This window comes from Paenibacillus silagei (genome assembly GCF_017874735.1).
GTDB classification, from domain to species: domain Bacteria; phylum Bacillota; class Bacilli; order Paenibacillales; family Paenibacillaceae; genus Paenibacillus_AQ; species Paenibacillus_AQ silagei.
The window spans coordinates 94,303-114,000 of record NZ_JAGGLV010000002.1; the positions used below are offsets into that span (position 1 = coordinate 94,303).

16 protein-coding genes are annotated in these 19,698 nt (G+C 50.3%); 3 read left to right on the forward strand and 13 right to left on the reverse strand.

The window, feature by feature from the left end:
* Positions 1-57 precede the first annotated feature (57 nt).
* The 8 genes from J2Z70_RS03745 to J2Z70_RS03780 all read right to left on the reverse strand — a co-directional run bounded on the left by J2Z70_RS03745 (position 58) and on the right by J2Z70_RS03780 (position 10,898).
* Positions 58-2,640: a glycosyl hydrolase gene (locus tag J2Z70_RS03745; RefSeq protein ID WP_209869556.1), complete on the reverse strand. Its 2,583-nt coding sequence runs from the start codon at positions 2,638-2,640 to the stop codon at positions 58-60.
* A gap of 476 nt (positions 2,641-3,116) precedes the next feature.
* A complete protein-coding gene (locus J2Z70_RS03750; RefSeq protein ID WP_245367965.1) occupies positions 3,117-3,698 on the reverse strand; it encodes a hypothetical protein in 582 nt (193 codons plus the stop codon).
* A 139-nt stretch (positions 3,699-3,837) separates the two neighbouring features.
* Positions 3,838-5,241: a M56 family metallopeptidase gene (locus J2Z70_RS03755; protein ID WP_209869558.1), complete on the reverse strand. Its 1,404-nt coding sequence runs from the start codon at positions 5,239-5,241 to the stop codon at positions 3,838-3,840.
* A 26-nt stretch (positions 5,242-5,267) separates the two neighbouring features.
* Positions 5,268-5,627 (reverse strand): BlaI/MecI/CopY family transcriptional regulator, encoded by a 360-nt coding sequence (locus tag J2Z70_RS03760; protein WP_209869561.1) that lies wholly within the window; start codon positions 5,625-5,627, stop codon positions 5,268-5,270.
* Positions 5,628-5,734: 107 nt separating this feature from the next.
* Positions 5,735-7,495, reverse strand: a complete 1,761-nt coding sequence (locus J2Z70_RS03765) for an ABC transporter ATP-binding protein (protein WP_209869564.1) — start codon at positions 7,493-7,495, stop codon at positions 5,735-5,737.
* Entirely contained in the window at positions 7,492-9,234 is a 1,743-nt protein-coding gene (locus J2Z70_RS03770) for an ABC transporter ATP-binding protein (protein ID WP_209869567.1), read from the reverse strand. The genes J2Z70_RS03765 and J2Z70_RS03770 overlap by 4 nt, the downstream gene beginning before the upstream one ends.
* A 281-nt stretch (positions 9,235-9,515) precedes the next feature.
* Complete coding sequence (locus J2Z70_RS03775; RefSeq protein WP_209869570.1) at positions 9,516-10,610, reverse strand: radical SAM/SPASM domain-containing protein; 1,095 nt, start codon at positions 10,608-10,610, stop codon at positions 9,516-9,518.
* 9 nt (positions 10,611-10,619) lie between these two features.
* Positions 10,620-10,898 (reverse strand): PqqD family protein, encoded by a 279-nt coding sequence (locus J2Z70_RS03780; RefSeq protein WP_209869574.1) that lies wholly within the window; start codon positions 10,896-10,898, stop codon positions 10,620-10,622.
* A 243-nt stretch (positions 10,899-11,141) separates the two neighbouring features.
* On the opposite strand from J2Z70_RS03780, the gene J2Z70_RS03785 reads away from it, so the two are divergent.
* On the forward strand, positions 11,142-11,894 hold the full coding sequence (locus tag J2Z70_RS03785; protein ID WP_209869577.1) for a LytR/AlgR family response regulator transcription factor: 753 nt from the start codon (positions 11,142-11,144) through the stop codon (positions 11,892-11,894).
* Between the two features lie 2 nt (positions 11,895-11,896).
* Positions 11,897-12,595: a sensor histidine kinase gene (locus J2Z70_RS03790; RefSeq protein WP_209869580.1), complete on the forward strand. Its 699-nt coding sequence runs from the start codon at positions 11,897-11,899 to the stop codon at positions 12,593-12,595.
* 51 nt (positions 12,596-12,646) lie between these two features.
* Here J2Z70_RS03790 and J2Z70_RS03795 read toward each other — a convergent pair whose 3' ends face one another.
* On the reverse strand, positions 12,647-13,810 hold the full coding sequence (locus J2Z70_RS03795; protein WP_209869583.1) for an MFS transporter: 1,164 nt from the start codon (positions 13,808-13,810) through the stop codon (positions 12,647-12,649).
* Between the two features lie 130 nt (positions 13,811-13,940).
* Here J2Z70_RS03795 and J2Z70_RS03800 point away from each other — a divergent pair, with 130 nt between their 5' ends.
* A complete protein-coding gene (locus J2Z70_RS03800) occupies positions 13,941-14,837 on the forward strand; it encodes a LysR family transcriptional regulator (RefSeq protein ID WP_209869586.1) in 897 nt (298 codons plus the stop codon).
* Between the two features lie 194 nt (positions 14,838-15,031).
* Here the strand turns inward: J2Z70_RS03800 and J2Z70_RS03805 are convergent, their stop codons facing one another.
* The 4 genes from J2Z70_RS03805 to murQ all read right to left on the reverse strand — a co-directional run bounded on the left by J2Z70_RS03805 (position 15,032) and on the right by murQ (position 19,358).
* Positions 15,032-15,883: a MurR/RpiR family transcriptional regulator gene (locus J2Z70_RS03805; protein ID WP_076083270.1), complete on the reverse strand. Its 852-nt coding sequence runs from the start codon at positions 15,881-15,883 to the stop codon at positions 15,032-15,034.
* 61 nt (positions 15,884-15,944) lie between these two features.
* The gene (locus tag J2Z70_RS33840; protein ID WP_342592985.1) at positions 15,945-17,006 is read right to left on the reverse strand and encodes a DUF871 domain-containing protein; all 1,062 of its coding nucleotides are present in this window, start codon (positions 17,004-17,006) and stop codon (positions 15,945-15,947) included.
* A gap of 19 nt (positions 17,007-17,025) precedes the next feature.
* Positions 17,026-18,444 (reverse strand): PTS transporter subunit EIIC, encoded by a 1,419-nt coding sequence (locus J2Z70_RS03815; RefSeq protein ID WP_036733397.1) that lies wholly within the window; start codon positions 18,442-18,444, stop codon positions 17,026-17,028.
* 26 nt (positions 18,445-18,470) lie between these two features.
* Positions 18,471-19,358: an N-acetylmuramic acid 6-phosphate etherase gene (gene murQ, locus J2Z70_RS03820; protein ID WP_036733394.1), complete on the reverse strand. Its 888-nt coding sequence runs from the start codon at positions 19,356-19,358 to the stop codon at positions 18,471-18,473.
* Between the last annotated feature and the right edge of the window lie 340 nt (positions 19,359-19,698).

Sequence of the window (19,698 nt, forward strand, 5' to 3'; positions counted from 1 at the left end):
AAATAGATAATTTTATTACTTAGCGGAGAATGGGTCAACAACTACGGTTGAGGGCGTTTAAGGCTCCATCCCCCACACCAGCTGCCCGTTCACATATCCCGTAACCTGCTCATGATCGGCGAACTGGGTACCGGCGGCGCGGAAGGAGTAGTCATTGGCCTGATTGTAGTTAGACCAGTTGACCTTAGCGAAGCGGGTCTGGATCTCGGCACTCTGGCCGGGATTCAAGGTTCCCGCAGCGCTGGTGAAGCCAATCTCCAGAGCATAATCGGCACCGGCGGCTGGGGTATCCAGCTTCACGAAGGTCCCGGTGACGTTCGCATTTCCGATGCTGGACCAGTCGGTCCAGAAGCTCTGCTGCTGCTCGCCGTCAATCGTGTAGTAATACCGGAGCTTCACATCGCTGAGCTGGACCGGTGTACTCCCGGTGTTAATTACTTTGAACTTGGGTGCGATTCCATTGGTCGAAGCACCGGTGCTGCCGTTGTAGGCCTGAATGGTCAAGTCGCCTGAAGGCAGCGGAACGCTGCTATCCTCTACGTTCACAGTAAACACAACCTCTGCTCCGCCGCTAAAATGAAAAGCGATCGCATGCTGGCCGAGCGGCAGCGTGGAGAGATAAGCTTTTTTCAGAACAACCGCAGTGTCAGTGGCCGTGTAATCCTGGCCGGAGACAAGGCTGTAACTGCCTCTCTTCAGGCTTGTCAGCTGATGCCCCTGTAAGGTAAGCGCTACAGAAATATCCTGTGCAAGATTCGCCGCCCGGTCAAACACCGCATGGTCTGGTGAGATGGCAGCACCTGGCGTTGTATCGATGACTTTTACTTTTAACACGGGATCTTGGCCCTGATTGAAATCCAGGACGATAGAATGCTCGCCAACCGGCAGCGTTGCAAGGAACGCCTTAGTGAGCAGCAGTATGTTCCCGCTTACGGTATAATCCTCGTTCTCAGTCAAAATGGCGGTACCGGATCGAAGAGCCGTTAACGTGTTGCCGTTCAGGTTCATGGTGACGGTCTGGTCGGTCTGATGAGCCGGAGCTTTGTCAAATTCGACCATGGATGGTGTAATGGTTGCGCCCGGATGAGGATTATTCCCCTTTAGATCAGGCAGCTCGTCCAGCGTAATGACATAATCACTCTGGTACAGGGTGGTCAGCGTAGCCGGATAATTGAAGGCCGTACTCATCAGATGCTCACCGTACCATGGGAGGAAGTAGAGCCAGCCTGCTTTTTCATCGGTCAGATTCTGCACGCTTGGAACGGTGTCGTTCTCGGTCATGGCTACCATCTTCTTGCCGCCAGTCAGATCCACCAGCTGATAAAAGGTCGAGCTAATCGCGTCCTCATTCGGCACGCCGGACAGTCCGTCATAGCGGTTGTAGATAGTATTGTATTTGTCGTAGCCGACAATATCCACCTGATCATCCCCTGGATACCAGGCCGGAGAAGTGCTGTACACATAACTGTTATAGGTCCAGATCAGATTGTGCAGGCCGTAGGTCTCCGTAAGCTCGGTATAGAGCTGATCCCAGAGCTGCTTGTACACCTCCGCACCTGCCGAAGCCCACCAGAACCAAGCGCCTTCCCCATTTAGCCCGCCGTTGCCTTCTGCCTCATGGTAAGGACGGAAGATTACGGGAACATTGTTGTCCTGCAGAATCTGCAGTTGCTCCGCCAGATCCTCGATCGCCAGTTGCAGGTACTGATACTCTTTGGTCCCCGGAATGACAGCATTTGCGGTATTGAAGTTTGTCTCTGTTGGCTTGTAGGTGGCTTCCTTCCAATCGACAAACTCCCCAAGCTGATAGGCGGTGAAGTTACGGGGAACGGTAAGATGCCAGCTATTGGTCGCAATCCCGCCCTTGTTATTCACCCAGTCGATCATGCGGGCGGTAGTGCCGTCCTCCCAGCCATACAGCGGATTATAGTTCATGAGGTCGAACCCGCGGACTGCCGGATATTTGCCGGTTAGGTTGTGAATCCAGTCGAATTCCAGCTCGGAGTTGCCGTCATTCCCTCCGCCGTAGATCTCCTGCTGGCCCGAGAGCATGTGCTTCCCGTACACCTCCGTCAAATAATTCATCAGGAGCTGGGTTTCGGGCGTGGCCTGAGCGTCAGAGAGAACGGGCTGCACAATCAGGGGGTCCAGGTTCGCATGATCCACCGTTAAGGCGTCGAAATAAGCGAATCCCCAGCCTGCTTTGACCTGAATGGTATTGCTGCCTTGATTCAGCTTGTGATAGCCGAAGTTGAAATCCTTCCATGTAGTGGTGTAGGGCAGCATATACGAACCCTTCGCAGCACCGTTAACGATTAATGCCTGCTGTCTGCCATCCGGGCTCAGTTCCTGCATATACCGGGTCGAGATCGTATACATGCCGGTTGCCGGGACAGTTACGGTGTAGGTTAGCGTACCGGAGTTCTGCATCCAGACAAAACCGCTTCCAGAATAGCCGGGCTTCGGCGTTCCGTAAATCTGGGTCGTCACTTGCAAATCCGGGGTGAGCTGGGCATTCTCGCTTTCGATGGTGATCAGTGCGGGGTCAGCGTGGGCGGTACGCGGCGGTGCCGTCAAGCCTCCAAGCAGCAGTGTGCAAGCGAGCAGCATGGTTCCTGTTCTTTTGAGCCATTTCTTCATTTTCTTCCTTCCTCCCCATGAACAAAATGGTAAAACCTTGGTTAACCTATCAGATAATGGTTGCGCTTTCATAGCAAAGATAGCATGTATCCCATAATTTGTAAATACAAATTAGCAAGTGTGCTCAATGGGATGAATTGCAGGAGGAATGGAAGGTTAAGTTCATCGTGCGGTGAGAGAATGGGGAGGGAATCTAGTGGAAAAAGTACAACTAATCGAGCTCTAACGGGGTACTTATGGGTAGCAGTTGGATAAACAACACTTAATTTGTCCAGATTCAGCGAATATCATAGAATACGTGGAACTAAGTGCCTTTTTTCCAACTGCTTCTTGAAAAGGGAGCGGTTCGGCCGAAACAAGTGCTCTTTATCCAACTGCTATGTTCTCTAGTGTGTCGGTTGCAGGGAGGGCAGCTCTCCGGCAGCTCTCCGCGATTCTAACGAAAGCTTGTCCTACCAGAATCAGCCCTCCCCTGCTCATGGTGCAAAAACCTCCGGGTTATCGCTCCGCCAAGCGCCGATGCAGCCGATTAGGCAGGCGATATAGGTTCGTAGCACTCTACCTTCCCTGCTGTACTCGTATTCTAATGCGATGTTTATGCCCTCGCCCCGCCAGGCGATAATGCGGCCGGAAAATCCGGGCCATTCACATTCTTCATCCAGCTGCGGAGGGCCATAGGCCGCGATCGCTTCCTCAGGCGAAGAGTTCATCGTAATGTCCTCAGGTAAAATGACGGGATAAGGCACTTCGTTCTGCTTGCCCGAACCAGGGGGAAGGAAGTGAATAGCGCCAATGATCCAATCATCGGGCTTCGTATACTGTAGTCCGGTCAGCTCATTGATTTTGGGTATACGGTAGAGATCTATCCTTAGAGATGCTTTGGCGCACGGGATCATGGTATCGTTGAAATAGCTCTTCGGAGCCGGCATGCGCTTAACGCCATAGGGCTTAAGCACGGCTTGGACCCTCTTGGGGTCATACGGCTGGCCCAGCATGCCGATAAGCTGAACGGGCGGCTCTTCCACCCTATCCACATCCACATTCATATTCATATTCATATTCATGTCCTCCTCTTCACCTGGCTTGTACTCTGGTCACCCGTTCCCATTATAGCAAATAACGCACTCCCCGACATATCTCAAGAAGTGCGTTAACGTTTCATTTTCTGTTCTTTAACACTCAGCATCCGGTGAACAGTTACTTGGCATTCTGGAATTTCAGGCCGTCGGCATTCAGCTCGAAGCCGTACTCTTTACCCAAGGCCTTAAGCTCACTGTCATTCACCACTTGAATCTCTTGGATCTTGTTGTCCTTGTCCCGGACGACCTTGAAATCAGCCGAGCCGTTCCCGTCATAGTAGAATTTGTTGAACTTCCCTTCATGCTTGAGATCCTGGTCCAGGAACAGGCGGATAGGCTTGCCGTTGTAAGAGAATCTGTCCTGGGCTTTGTCGTACGTCAGTCCATAGGTCATGTAATCCTTCAGTGCATCATAGTTAAAATCGGTTACCGCCGCTCCATCCTCCGAGGAGGCTGCCGCTGCCGCCGAATCACCCCCGCTGTTGTCGTCGCTCTCCAGTGCATTCATTTCCGCAGAATTCACGGTATTGGCACTGCTTACCGCATCGCTAGACTGCTCTGCGAACGCGGACACCGCTCCTGCGATCAGAATGAGTGAAATGGCCGCCGTCAACACCGTCAATTTTTGTAATTTCATGATCGACACGATCCTTTCCTTGGTCGCATTTTTACTGAAGCCTGTATACAGGGGCGTGAATCCCCTCTGTTGCTCCGCCACCTCCAAGAGACATAACGCATAATCCGCCTTGTGCTCTGCACCCAGCTTACGGATGACTCTGGCATCACAGACCATCTCCAGCTCCCGGTTCAGATAGAAGACCATCAGCCAGACCAGCGGATTGAACCAGTGCAGGCACAGGGCCACGGAGGCAGCCAGCTTCCACACTGTATCGAAATACCGGATATGCATATATTCATGGGTGAGAATATATTCCATGGCTGGTGCATTACCGGTATTCAGGGTCGTGGGCAGAATAATCTTCGGACGCCAGATTCCGCACGTAACCGGCGTATCCATCCGGTCAAATGTCAAGATGGTAAGCTTGCGCCGCAAGGGATGCCGGGCACGCCAGGCCTCGATTACAGGCTCCTGCCTCTGCAGAGGCAGTGCTGTCCGCAGCTCTCTCTTGCTTCTGTAGAAGATCACCGCAAGGGTCATAAGCAGCAGCGCCGCGCCCCCAAGCCATATGGCACCGAGAAGCTCCGGCTTCAGAAACGGCTGCTCCGGCTCCCCGCCCGTAAAGGCTGTGAACGCTATATCCCGGGCGAACATCCCTGTGTGCAGGGCTGATCGTTCCGGCAACTGCACTACGGCTGCTGTGTGCGTGTTAACCTGATTGATTGCAGCAGCAACCTCAACCTGTGGCGATAACTGCGGAAGAACCGGCACAGAACCCGGAATCAGCAGTCTGGCGATGACAATTCCCCACAGGACCAGAAACAGCTGTCTGGGTAATTTGTGCAGGGTCACAGAGCGCAGAACGATCACAAGAACGATCAGCACGCTTGCTGAAAAACTCATCTGTAAGATATCCATCATCCCTCGCCTCAGCGCAAGCTTTCCACGATTTGCCTCAGCTTGTCGATATCCGCTTTGCTGAGGTTCTTCTCATTGAGAAATGCCGAAAAAAACATCTCCGCCGAACCGCCGTACATTTTGTTAATCAGCTCTTTGGTCTCATATGTCTGCACCTGCTCCTTGGCAATCAGGGGAGTGCAGACAAACCCTGGGTCTGTCCGCTCTACAGCATCCTTGGCAATCAGCTTCTTGATCACTGTATAGGTCGTGTTTCTGTTCCAGCCAGTCTCCTGATTCAGAATAGCAGCCAGATCCCCTGCGGGCAGCTTGCCTTCCCTCCATAGAATCTCCATGACCTTCAGCTCGGAATCATACAGCTTAATCTCCATGCACCAGCCTCCCTTCGTTTGACTACTGCAGTAGTCATATCCCAATACTACTCCAGTAGTCACCTAATGTCAATTATATCCTTTTACTACTTGTTTATTCCATGTCATTAAGCATACAAATAGCTCTGGGCCGTATACATCTGATAATATTTCCCCCGCCGGTTCATCAGTTCTGTGTGCGAGCCCGATTCACAGATCTCCCCCTGGTCAAAAACATAGATAATATCACAGAGCCGCGTTACGCCCAGACGGTGTGAGATCATTATGGTCGTCTTGTTCTCACACAACGCCGAGAACTCTTCGTAGATCTGCGTCTCCACCTTGGGGTCCAGGCTGGCTGTCGGCTCGTCCATGATCAGAATCTCGCTGTCCGCCCGGCTGAGCGCTCTGGCAATCGCCAGCCGCTGCCATTGTCCGCCCGATAGCTCCAGATCATTGTTCTCCAGCTGGCCTAGCTGGGTATCCAGGCCTTGCGGCAGCTGATCTATGAAGGCATCCATATTAAAGATATGCAAGGACTGCTTCTGGAACGCTTGTCCGAAATTCCCCGCCCGGATATTATCCGCGACCGAGAACTGGTATTTAATGAAATTCTGAAATACACAGACCGTCTTCCTCCTGAACGGATCAATGACATTAGCGAGCGGTTCTCCTCCGATTAATACTTCGCCTGAAGTCGGCTTGTACAAGCCAAGCAGCACATGAATGAAGGTTGTTTTACCACTGCCGTTTTCGCCCACTAAGGCAATTTTCTCGCCTTTATGGATGGTTAGTTCAATATTTTTCAGTGTAAGGTTCCCGCTGCCAGGGTATTTGAAATCCACCTGCTTGAACTGAATCGTTGATGCATCTGCAAGCGTCTTATGACCGCCACCAGCATCCTCAGGAAGATCCAGGAAATTCAGCATATCTTCCATATATAGTGTGTAATTGTTCATGGAACTGATTTTAATCACCATACTGCTCAGAGCGCCTGTTATGGCCTGCATCGCAGTAATCACTAACATAACATCGCCTATACTCATTCGATTATCTATAACGCCTAGACAAGTAATGAGCAGACAGATACCCAGCGCAATGTTCCGCAATAGATCGACAAGCGCTCCGCCCAGTGTATAATGCAGCAGCAGCTTGAACTTCTCTCTCCATACCTCGCTTCGGATCTCTTCCGTGCGGTCATTGAAATAATCAATCAATCCGAACATACGGATCTCCTTGGCATATCTTCTGCTTGTCAGCACATCGTACATATAGTTCAACCGCCGCAGCGGCTTGCTCTGTTCAACTGCCTGGAAGTAGCTCCGCTTGCCCTGTGCATTCATCAGCAACAGATAAGGAATGGTGGCAAGCACCGCAATTACGGGGAAATACCATTTAATATTCAACAGCAGCACTATAAAAGAGAACATGGAGAAGACAGGGAGCACGACAGACAATGAGTTGTTGACGTAAGCCAGAATCCCCTTATTCACATTGGACTGGACCCGCTCCAGCAGATCATAGACGGCCGGGTTCTCCAGCTCTTCCATATCAATAACAGACAGCTTCTTGTTCACCTGTCTGATGAATTCACGGTTAATGTTATACTTCAGACGATTATTAACATGCGCAGTAATATGCTCTATCCCTTCCAGTGCAATCTTCAGCATGGTATATCCAGCGATAAGGATCAGCAGCTTGTGCGTTACGGCAGATGCGGACTGGACGATAGCGAGGCCATTGATCAGGAGCTTATAGAGCCAGGCTCCAAGCGGGGCCAGCAATGCGCTGAGCGCCATAAGCGCCAGTGACAGGTACAGATCTTTGGTGCAGAACAGCTTAATGATCAGCTTGAGGTTACGGACATGAACCAGCATTTTCGTTGTCATATGACCTGATCTCCCGTATCGTACCATTTGGCCTGATTCTTGAAGAAGCTGCAATATTCCCCCTTCAGCTGCATCAGCTCAGCATGGGTGCCCGCTTCCACGATCTCCCCCTGCTTCATAAATACGATTCTGTCGGCGAGCTTGGCAATCCCGATCCGGTGGGAGATGAGCACAACACTTTTGCCGCGAAAATATTTGCCGATATTGCGGAACTGCTGAATCTCCGACAACGCATCCAGGGAAGCAGACGGTTCATCGAAGATAATAAAATCGGCCTCGGGCATGAACGCCCGGCTGATCGCCACCTTCTGCCACTGGCCCTCCGACATCTCGATTCCGTCCGCATCGAACTTTTTGCCCAGAATCGTGTCGAGTCCCTTGGGGTATTGCTGGATGACCTGGTGAATCTGGCCTTTCACCGTTGCTTCTGTGATTCTATCGTTGTCGTTGATACTCGCTACATCGCCCAGACCGACATTATCCCGGACCGAGAATTCGAATTTGGCATAATCCTGAAAAGCTGCGGTCGATGTCTTACAGTAACTGTGGACTCTGCCTTCCGTCGGCTTCAGCAGACCGGCCATAATCTTGGCCAGAGTGCTCTTGCCGCTGCCGTTCTCACCGACAAGGACAATGCTCTCCCCTCTGCCGATGTGCAGATTAATATTCTTCAAGACTGCGGGGGAATTGCCGTATGAGTAAGAGACATCGTGCAGCTCCATCGCCATCCTGTTTCTGGTTAAGACCGAAGAAGGCTGGTGAGGAGTCTCTGCTGCTTGTGTCTCCGGTGTAATCAAATCTCTGAATTCCTTGATGTAGATGGTATTCTTGCGGGCTTCGGAGAAGAACTCGGCGAAGGAATTGACCCCCTCGATGATCTGACCCTGCCCCTGAGTTAACACGATCAGCTGATCCAGGCTCAGTGTTGTCAGCGCCACAGCATAACACATGAACAGCAGTGTGCTGTTCTCCAGGCCCAGCATCAGCCCCGACCATATGCAGCCAATCACCGTCCATTTCAGACTGAAGGCCATATTCAGGTCTCTGATCTCATCGAATTTGGAGAGCCGCTTCGACTCCAGCCACTCATAAATCTGAAAACTCCTAATCTCCTTCTGGTTGCTCCGGTCTTGCATGAGACGGCTTAAATAGTTCAGCTTGCGGTCCTCATGCTCCTGCCGCTTCATCACAGCAATATGTTCCTCCGTGTTGCGCTTCACAAAATAGTTATAGAGCAGCCCCAGCACAATAAAAGCGACCACATACAGAACCCCCAGCCTGGCAATAATCCATACTGACATGCAGAAGCCGGCAATGGACCCGAGGAAATGGAATACATCGTTAACGGCATTCGTGAGTTTGTACCATAAAGTGTCCTTCGCCCGCTCAATTTGCAGCAGATAATCCGCCTGATCCAGCTTGTCTAAATCTGCTTTGGCAATAGCGGTGAACATCTGTCTTTGCAGCAGTGCACCGACCTTATTCTCCAGCAATTCTATGAACAGCAGCGAAAAGGAGTATTGAATATTCTTCAGGGAGTACACGAGGATATAGGCAATAATGAGGATGGCAATAGACATCACCCCGGACGGATGCCCCAGGCTGACGATGATCCGCCCCATCAGAAGCAGCTCCAAGGGCTGCAGGGCGTACATTAAGATATAGAGCAGGAGGATGGATACCATGGTTACCGGCTGTTGTCTGAAAAAGATGGACAGAACCCATTTATATTCCTTCAAGCGCTCCCCCTCCCTTTCTTAGAAAAGAACATGATTATAGGAAATAACCATGTTCTTGTCGGGTCATATGGAACTTATTAAGTATGCCGCGGATCAGGGTTTACCAGTTTCCGCATTTAAAGTTTTTCTTACAGGAGTAGCTTCCGCAGTTAAATGTTTTCGGACAGCTGAAACCATTCGTACAAGCTGCAGGAGTGATCATAGAATCAGTGCTTGCTTTTTCAATCATAGGTCTGATATAGCTCATGTTCTCACCTCCCTTCAAGTCGCTGTGTAACGAATTACTGCGGCACTAGAGCCTTTCTGTTCTTCTTCAGCTCAGAGACATAATATTTCGTTCTTACCTTGCAGCAGCCGTCCGTATCCTGAATCGAGCCTCCATTGGCTACAGCGAGCGCCACGCACCCCTTGCCGCAAGTTCCATTCCATATACAGCTCTGGCATTGGTTCATATAATTCTGTCCCACCTGCATGAACTTGACGAGGTTCACGATTTGCTGAGACTCAAGCATGGAGGACAGGCTGGTCTCATTCACATTACCGATCGCATACTGGACATCCGTGAATAATTGGCACAGGAACACATTACCGGAAGAATCTATTCTCGGTGTTAACGGAATCCGGTCAGCATCTTCGGTCACTCCACTTAACAACGGACAGGCTCCTGTAAAATCATCGGGCAGTGTGATCTTCATACCGCTGTCCATCAGTTCCACAACCTCCGGTTGTTGCTCCAGACGCTCCACCAGCGCAGACTTCTCCAGAATGTCCAGGTATAAATTGTTCCGGTTGTCTTCACTCCGGCCCAGGTTACTGAGGCTCGCAATCTCAGCCTGGGGAATCTCAAGCTCAGCAACCATCTTCAGCAGAGGAACGATGTCATCCTTATTGAAGCCTGTAAGCACGCTGCGGATCAGAATCCGTTCGCTCATACCGGCATCGATTAGATGCTTCAGGCCCCGCATCGTTTGGTTGAAGCTGCCGCGTCCGCATAACTGATCATGAATCTCCGCTCGCGAACCATTCACACTCAGCTGTATGGCCACTTTGCAGGCAGCGAACTTCTCGGCAACCTCCCGGGTGATATAAGTGCCGTTCGTGATCACCAGCACCATACCGAACTGCTTCTTCTGCAGCGCCTCCATGAAATCCCAGAACAAAGGATGCGAAGTCGGTTCTCCCCCGGAGATGGTAATGCTTGTATCGGGATGATCCGGCAGATCATTAATGATGCTCATGAAGGTAGGCATATCAATCTGATCCTGCAGAACGCCGGATTCGTTATAGCAATGCAGGCAGCGCAGGTTACAGTTTGAAGTGATCTCCAGATAACAACCGCCTAATCTAAAGCTCTTGGCTGGGGATAACAATTCCACACTAGCACCTCATTTCCTTATTTTCACGAAACCTCTCTGCTCCAGCTCTTCAAATGCACCAATACAGTCTGTAATAATATCGCTTAACTCAAGCTGGTCCTTCTCCAGACACTGGTCATGGAGCATACCGGCAACCTCGGATACTGTTCGTCCATTGCAGTGTTCCCACAAATATTTGGCGGTCTGATTCAAGAAGAACATCTCATGATTACGGTCCATCACCAGTGATTCCTCACCTAAATCCTCATGGATCACATTAACTTTGGACAATAACGTGCTTGCGTTCATTCACTCACATCCTTACGGGAAATTACAGATTGTTGTTGCTTGATACCACGGTATAACGTGATTTGTTTCACATTTTAATCTATCATTGATCTCTTGCATCTCTTCTGAATTCAATATAACGCATTCTTTCACTTTATGGAACATTATGTATGTTAATGGTATAATAAGGCATGCAAACGCATTCCCTGATCCATTTTATTGCCAATCTATGAGGAATGAAGCCACTTAAAAGGAGAGATAGAATTGTTTCATGTAGGCGTGTGCGATGATGATGCCAATGTTCTAGACAAGGTGAAGCAATACTTCAAGCTGCTGTCGCTGTCGACCAACTATTCATTTGATGTCCACTGCTTCTCTTCCGGCGAACAGCTGCTGCAGCATTACAAGGCCATGCAGGGAGAATACACCTATCACCTGTTGATTCTGGATGTCGAAATGGCCGGAATCAGCGGAATTGAGACCGCCCAGGCGATCCGCTCTTTGCCCGACCGCGATGTGCAAATTATCTTCCTGAGCAGCTATCCTGAATACATGATGGACAGCTTTGACGTTCAGACCTTCCAATACCTGCTCAAGCCAGTCCCCTATGAATTATTCCAAGACAAAATACTTAAGCTGTGCAGCTATATTCATTCCAGCCCGAACCGCTTCTTCACCATTAAGGTAGAGGATGATCAGGTAGTGCTGCGGAGGCCCGATATTATTGCTATTGTCAAAATCAAGCATTCCCTCGCCCAAAACAAGCTGAAGCTCATTACTGTCTCCCGGGAATACCTCATCAATGGCACCTTGCAGAGCTATTCGGACAAGCTGGGCAATCCGTTCCTGCTGATTCACCGTTCCATTATTGTCAATCTGGAGCATGTCCGCAGATTCAACGCGAACTCCGTAATCATGTCCAGTGATGAAGAATATCCGATTGGACGTTCCCAATCGAAGGCCTTCAAGGATGTCTATGCTGGGTATGTGCTGGAAGAAATTCAAGGGAGAGGATAACGATGGTCTTATGGTTCAGGAGGAGGAATGAGGCTGCCCGGCTGGCGGAGTTGAATGGCCGTCTGCACAGACAGCTTGAAGCCCAGGAGCTCAGCTATCAGAATACCTTACATTCCTTCATGGACATCAAGCGAATCATTCATGATATCAACAAGCAACTGGTATACATACGCGCCTGTATTGAAGCAGGTCATGCAGCAGAAGGCGCAGATCATATTAACGGGATTTTGCAACAGATTGAGGCCTCCTGCAACACTATCACTACCGGCAACCTGGCGGTGGATGCCTTGGTCAGCCATGCGATTAACATCGCCTCTGACCTGAATATTGCCATGCAGCATAAGGTACAGCTCTCCGGTGCACCTGTTGACATAGAACGCTACGATCTGTGTATAGTACTTGGCAACCTTCTGGATAACGCCATAGATGCTGCGAGACAGGTCCGGCCGGCACAGAACAGATCCATTCAGCTTCATATCCATTCGAACAACAATGCCCTCGTTATCTATATTGGCAACTCCATTGCCGCTCCCGCCAGCACAGCAGCGCCATGCCGCCGGGCCCATCCAGAACTTCACGGAATCGGCTTAAGTAATATTCAGAAGGTTACGGGCAAATACGGCGGGCATCTGAGGACCACAGTCAAGCCCGGGAAGTACGAGACGGTTGTTGTTCTGCCTTATGCGAAGACCGGAAGCTAAACACAGGTTGCCGTGCCGACTCGTATGGATCAAGAAGCCCGCACCGTCAACCTAACCGTTCCTTAGGGCGGTGGCCTCGCGGGAGCTTCTGCCTATCATCAGTTGTACCGCGATCATAAGTACAGTGATCACAGCCATGCCGATCAGCGCGGGCTGGAATGAACCCGAGGCATCGTAGATACGGCCAACCGCGAGCGGTCCCAAAGCTCCGAGAAAATACCCGCCCCCCTGATTAAGCGACGACCAGGAGCTGGCCTCTTCCGCCCGCTCCGTCATTAAGAGCGGCAGCATTAGAGCCAGCGGGAATAATCCGCCAGCGCCAATGCCGAGCAGCACTGCGCTCAGCAGAGGTGAGGCTGAGCCCAGAAGGAGCAGCAGTCCGCTTAGCTCGAACAGACTGCACAGCACAAGCCATAACGTGCGCCGCTGGAATCTGGCAACAAGGATCGGCACAAGGATGCTTACCGGAATCTGTATCAAGGTGAACAGTGTGAGCAGATTGCCCGCTTCATGCTTGCTATACCCCATGGATGCTGCCATCGGGGCCAGCCAGGCAGTCAGCGAATAGAAGATGCTCGCCATAAGACCGAAGAACACAGTCAGCAGCCAGGCTCTGCCGTTGGTCACGGGCAGCCGAGCATGTGCAGCCTGCTCCTTCAGCGGCATGGACCGTGCCGCAATCCTCCACCAGACAGGGAGTGCGGCAAGCGACAAGACTGCCCATACCGCCAGGGACAGCTGCCAGGAATTGTCCAGCCAGGTATAGACCGGAACAGCCAGCCCGGCAGCCAGTGAAGCACCCACCACCATTGAGGCGGAATACACACTGACCATAGCCGAGCGGCCGGGAAAATGACGCTTAATGAAGCCGGACAGCAGCGGTCCGGCAATTCCGATCCCTACGCCTGCTGCCAGCGCCGTCAGAATGAGACCGGCGGATGAAGACAGGAACCCGCGTGCGGCTGTCGCCGCCCCGATCAGCACCATAGCTCCAAAGATCGTGCGCTCCAGACCGAAGCGCCGGCTGATGCTCACGGCAAGGGGTGCAAATATCCCCATACACAGGACAGGCAGTGTTGTCATCAGACTGGCCTGCAGGCTGTTCATCCCCAGATCACTCTGAATGTTACCCAGCAGCGGTGAGACCGAAGTGATTACCGGACGCATATTTAATGAGGCTGCCAGCAAGGCAACGAATAATAGTAAGAAAGGCATTTCCATCACTCCATATCAGTATTTTGTATTTAGCCTGAGTATACGGCGATGTCATATATTGATCAATACTATTGTTTATATTATTATAATAGTAATTGACTATGATCTTATCCTGAAAGAAGTGAATTTCATGGAAACCCGCCACCTGCACTATTTCATGGCCGTCTGCGAAGAACTGCATTTCACACGCGCCGCTGAGGGACTGGGCATCAGCCAACCGACACTAAGCCAGCAGATTAAAGTACTGGAAGGTGAAATAGGCATGCCCCTGTTCGACCGGATCGGCAAAAAGATTGCCCTTACCGAAGCTGGTGCCCTCCTGAAGGACTACGCAGCCCGGATGATTCAGAATGAGCAGAATGCCAAGGCAGCGATTAATGAGCTGCGCTCCGACAACCGCGGCATGATCCGGCTTGGGGTGCTGCCCTCTGACCTGGACTACCGTCTAACGCCGATGCTGGTCAAATTCCATGCCGATTTTCCGAATATCCGGCTCCAGGTCTTCGCTTCAACGCTTATTCAGCAGGAGGTGCTGGAGAACAAGTTGGACATCGGCATCTGCCTTCCGGGTCCGCATGATTCCATGCTGACTCAAGTGGACCTGGGCTGGGAGCCTTATCATCTGATTGTCCGTGAGGATCATCCTTATGCCGCCATGAGCCACATTGAGCTGTCATCACTTCAGCAGATCCAGCTTGTAATGTACCCGCGCACCTACATCGGCAGAGAGCTGGTGGAGAATACCTGCCGGGAGGCAGGCTTCGGACTGGAGCCGATCATGGAGACCGGATCAGCCACCTCGCTGCTTCAGCTAGTCAAGGCCGGGATTGGCGGCACCATACAACCGCGCGGACTGCTTGAGGGCATGGAGAACAGCGGACTTTGCTCCATTCCGATCCTGAATACTGCCCCCTGCCGCAACCTCAGACTGATCTACCGGGCCGACCGCTACATCAGCCATGCCACCCATACCTTCATCAGCAGCCTGCGCCGGTTCCTGATCGACAATCTCCGGCTTGAGGAATGAGCCGGGATTAGAGAAGGCGATGGGCACCCTGCAATATCTGAGTCAGGATTCAGAGGCCAGACGATTGTATGAATTCTTTAAGAAAGTAAAGAATCTGGGAGCATCCTATAGGCGGGTGGCACAAAATAAAGAGCTGTCCCAAGCAGCCATTGCATGGCCTTTAGGACAGCCCCTTTTTATGCAGAGGTTCAACATTAATCATTCAAAACTTCAATCATCTGCCTTGTCTTCGCCAGCTGCTCCACAGTTAAATCATGCTGGGCAGAAGCATATACGCTAAAGACAATATCAAGCACAAATAATTGGGCGAATCTTGAGCTGGTTGCCGCACTGCGAAGTGTGGCTTCCGGGGCACGTGATGTAAATAAAGAAACATCCGCCAGCTGGGAAAGCTTGTTATTTCCAGGTCGGGTAAGGCTGATTGTTCTGATCCCATGCTCCTTGGCCCGTTTGGTTAATTGAATGACCTCGCCCGTTTCCCCGCTATACGAAATCCCCCAGAAGACAGCATTCTCTGATTTCGTAGCCATAGCTGCCGCCAATAAATGACGGTCAGAAATAGCATATACATTTTTGCCGAGCCGCAGCCATTTCTGTGCCGCATCCTCTGCAATAATGAAAGACGCCCCTATCCCATACACATAAATAACCTCTGCCTGCTGTAACAGGCTCACGGCCTGCTCAATCGAATGCGCGTCCAGTTGACTGGCCGTATTCTGAAAGGTCAATATGGTATTGGACAACATTTTATCAATGATAGAATGCACCGTCTCATTAGATTCAACATCAAAGTAGCCGACATAACTCGTGTTCTCTACTTCAGCGGATAAGCGGATTTTGAGCGCGGGGAAGCCCTCAATGCCCAGCGACCGGCAAAAACGGACAACCGCCGCACTGCTCGCCTCCGCTTTAGCCGCTAACTCATGTATGCTCATATGCATCACTTCTTTAGCATTGGCAAGAATGTACTCCGCTACTTTTTTTTCGGATTCCGGCAGTTCATTTAAGACCAGTTCAATTTGAGAAATCATACTCCCTGCTGCCAAGTTCTAAACTCCTCTCCTCAGTCTATTCTCCTTATTGTAACAAAATAGAAGGGAGTAATCATTAAGTAGCAGCCGTGAAGCTAAACCGCCTTCCGCCTTGTCTGACGTAGTCCAATAGAGGAAGGTCCTCTTCTATCACATGACCAATCACATTAACCGCTTCATGTGCCGGCAGATCTCTTAGTGTGATCTGTAGCTCATGTTCATAACGGCCATACAAATAATTATCTACAGTAATCGTTCCTCTGGGCCGCTCGTTCGTATGCATAGGCGCAATACTTGGGCTTATTCCATAACGTTCCTGATCTGACCGTGCACTCTCAGAGCGAATCACATCACGGGCAGCGTCCAAGCGGTTCCGGTGGACCTTATCCCATAAGGCATAAGGTAATTCTTGGGTTACCCGCAAAGGAATAACCCCTTCCTCATACCGCTGAAATTGAATCTGAGACCCTTCTGAGAGGGTTAAATCGCCAACGAAAATTTTGTCCACGGCACAATCTTGCTCTAATTCCAGGTAGGCCAGAAAAGAAGAATGATTCCGGTGCTTCTCTAAGGAAGGCAGACTTTGAAATAACGGTTTTCTCTTCAGCCCGTCTCCCGGAATAAAGGCCATCGTCGTAATCCCTTCGGCTTGCAGCCACCTGTTCTTCGCTATGAACGATTCTTTATCCAGACCTGTCTCCGGGCGGGGATAATAATTATGCCAGGCTTCAATGTTCTCAAGACAAATATGATGCTCTTTTAAGTCAGCCAAGAACTCTGGGGTTAAGGTGCTGGCATTTAAGGCAATTTTCAGTTGTTGTGAGTAGGCTGCAATTTCATCGGCGCTAAATCCAAAATCCATCCGCAAACCTGTAACACCAGCATCCAACAGAAAGGGAAATGAAAATTTCTCCAATGCTTTTCCGGAAATATCCGCCATCAGGTCCATTCCTAACCGCCGGGCAGCCTTTGCGATCTCCAGCAGCTTCTCCTTCAATGCTCCGAACTCATCTTCCGGCATATGAAGAGAGGTGAATATTTCGGTACAGCCTGCAGCCTTCATGTGTTCCATATACTCCACGTTGTCTTCTAACGTGCGGTCCGCCGCAAAAATTGAAATTCCGAGCACTGGAATCACCTCAATATCTCAGGGTCGCTTAATCCTGTTCTGCCATAGCCTCTTTGGGTGTACCGAAGAGATAAGTCGCGATAAATCCGCCAGCGTAAGCTGCAATTAAGCCTATTACGTATTTCAGCCATAATCCATTCGCAATCAAGGGAATTAACGCAACTCCGGAAGGACCAATAGCAATGGCTCCAACGTTGCCGAATAATCCAATGACCGCACCACCAATCCCGCCGCCAATACAAGCTGTAACAAACGGACGGCCCAGCGGTAAAGTAACCCCGTAAATCAATGGCTCGCCGATTCCCAGAATACCGACCGGAAGAGCGCCTTTAATCATGTTCGTCAATGATTTATTCTTCTTGCAGCGAATCCATAAGGCGATGGAAGCCCCAACCTGACCTGCCCCGGCCATAGCCAGCATCGGAAGCAGCAGCGTCATCCCTGAATCATTGATCATCTCAATGTGAATCGGCGTCAATACCTGATGCAGCCCTAACATCACAAGCGGCAGGAACGCTGTTCCTAATACAAAGCCTGAGAATGCTCCGCCCACTTCTAACGTCCAGTTAATCGCTCCGATTAGATTACTGGAGATGAATCCGGCGAACGGCATGATGAAAAAGATTGTAATCAGTCCTACGGCCAGCAAGGCAATTGTAGGTGTAACGATAATATCAACCGCATCAGGAATCACTTTACGCAAATATCTCTCCACGATGGACAGAATCCATACAGCGATGAGAACGCCAATAACCCCGCCTTGACCCGGTGTCAGAGGTGTACCCGTAAATATATTAGTAATGGTCAGGTCCGCTGTAACCCCTGTTAACAGTGTTACCCCGCCGATTACTCCCCCGAGAGCAGGCGTAGCTCCGAATTCTTTGGCAGCGTTAATACCGACATAAATCACCAGGTAACTGAAAATCGCATTTTTGATGACATTTAAGATCGTCACATATTGCTGCCAGGTTGCTGTGTCTAAATTACCCGCTGTCATATTGTTCGTCAGAATGGAGCCAATACCGGCAATTAATCCGGCTCCCACGAACGCAGGGATAAGCGGGATGAATATATTTCCGATCTTCCGCAAAAAGTTTTTGAACGGCGTATCATTCTTCTTTTTTAGCTGCGCTTTCATTTGTGCGCCTTTGGCCTGTAATTGTTCAGCCGAAGTTGACGGATCGCCCTCAGGACTGCTTGCTTCCAACACTTTACCGAATTCTTCAGCGACCTTGGTTACGATTCCCGGTCCGAGAATGACTTGATAGGTTTCATCATCCACTACTCCCAGAACCCCGTCGATTTGCTTCAAGTCCGCTTCAGCGATCCGGCTGCGGTCCACAACGGTTACACGAAGACGAGTCATGCAATGGGTGTACTCGGATACATTTGCACGGCCGCCGATGGCCCCTAATATGTTGACCGCTAAATCATGATATTTACTCATGTTGTAGCCCCCTTCTTCTTATCGTATTATTGAATCGCCTGACGGACGAAGCCTTGTGATGCTTCCAGCCGCTGCACAGCTTCTTCCTTAGTTAGCCCCGCAAGGATCATCACAATGGCAATCTTCGGCTTCTGATCCGCCTGCTTCAGAACACGCTCTGCCGTTTCAGCATCACACTCAGTCGCATCCATCACAATCCGTTTGGCACGTTCTACAAGCTTTTCATTGGTCAGCTGTACATCCACCATTAAATTTCCATATACTTTGCCCGTACGAATCATCGAAGCGGTGGAAAGCATATTGCAGATTAATTTCTGCGAACTCCCCGCCTTCAAACGTGTTGACCCGGTTAACACTTCCGGTCCGTTTACGACTTCAATCGCAATCCCGGCAATTCTGCCAATCGCTGAATCTTTGTTGCAGCTCACAGCTACAGTGGGTGTTCCAATAGAATTCGCATATTCTAATCCGCCGATCACATAGGGTGTGCGTCCGCTGGCGGCAATGCCGACGACAACATCTTTGGCTGTCAGCTTAATATCCTGTAGATCCTGAACCCCTAATTGTTCATTGTCCTCCGCACCTTCGACGGCTTTGATAAACGCTCTCTCTCCCCCGGCAATTAGACCGATGACCTCCTCAGGTGCTGTTCCAAAGGTTGGCGGACATTCAACAGCATCCAGCAGGCCGATACGTCCGCTTGTTCCAGCCCCCATATAAATTAAGCGTCCACCTTGTCTGATCGCCATTGTAATCACTTCCACAGCTTCGGCAATCTGCGGAATGACTTGTTTCACAGCTTGTGCGACCTTGTGATCTTCTTCATTCATCACTTCCAAAAGCTCAAGCGGTGTTAACTCATCCAGGTTCATGGTCTTCTTATTGCGGGTCTCCGTTGTCAAATGCTCTAACATGATTTCCATCATCCTTTTCCGTTTATGAAATCGCTCTCTAAATGCAGAATACCATTACTGAAATATTATTTCAATATAATTATTATTTTATTAAAATTAAATATCAATAAGAAATTGAACACATACAAAAACAAACCCCTGCGATGCACACAGGAGCTTGTTTCTGTATCCTTCTTCTCCTTCTTCCTACCGGTGAACTCAAACCGCAGTTCTGATTCACCCTCACTACTCCCTGCGAATGTAAGGCCATCGGATTTTAATGCGGTTCTTGAATAGAAGAATCGTTAGCTTTTGAAAAATAAGTTTTAGAGTGATCCATTAATAAAAGCAGCGGCAGTCT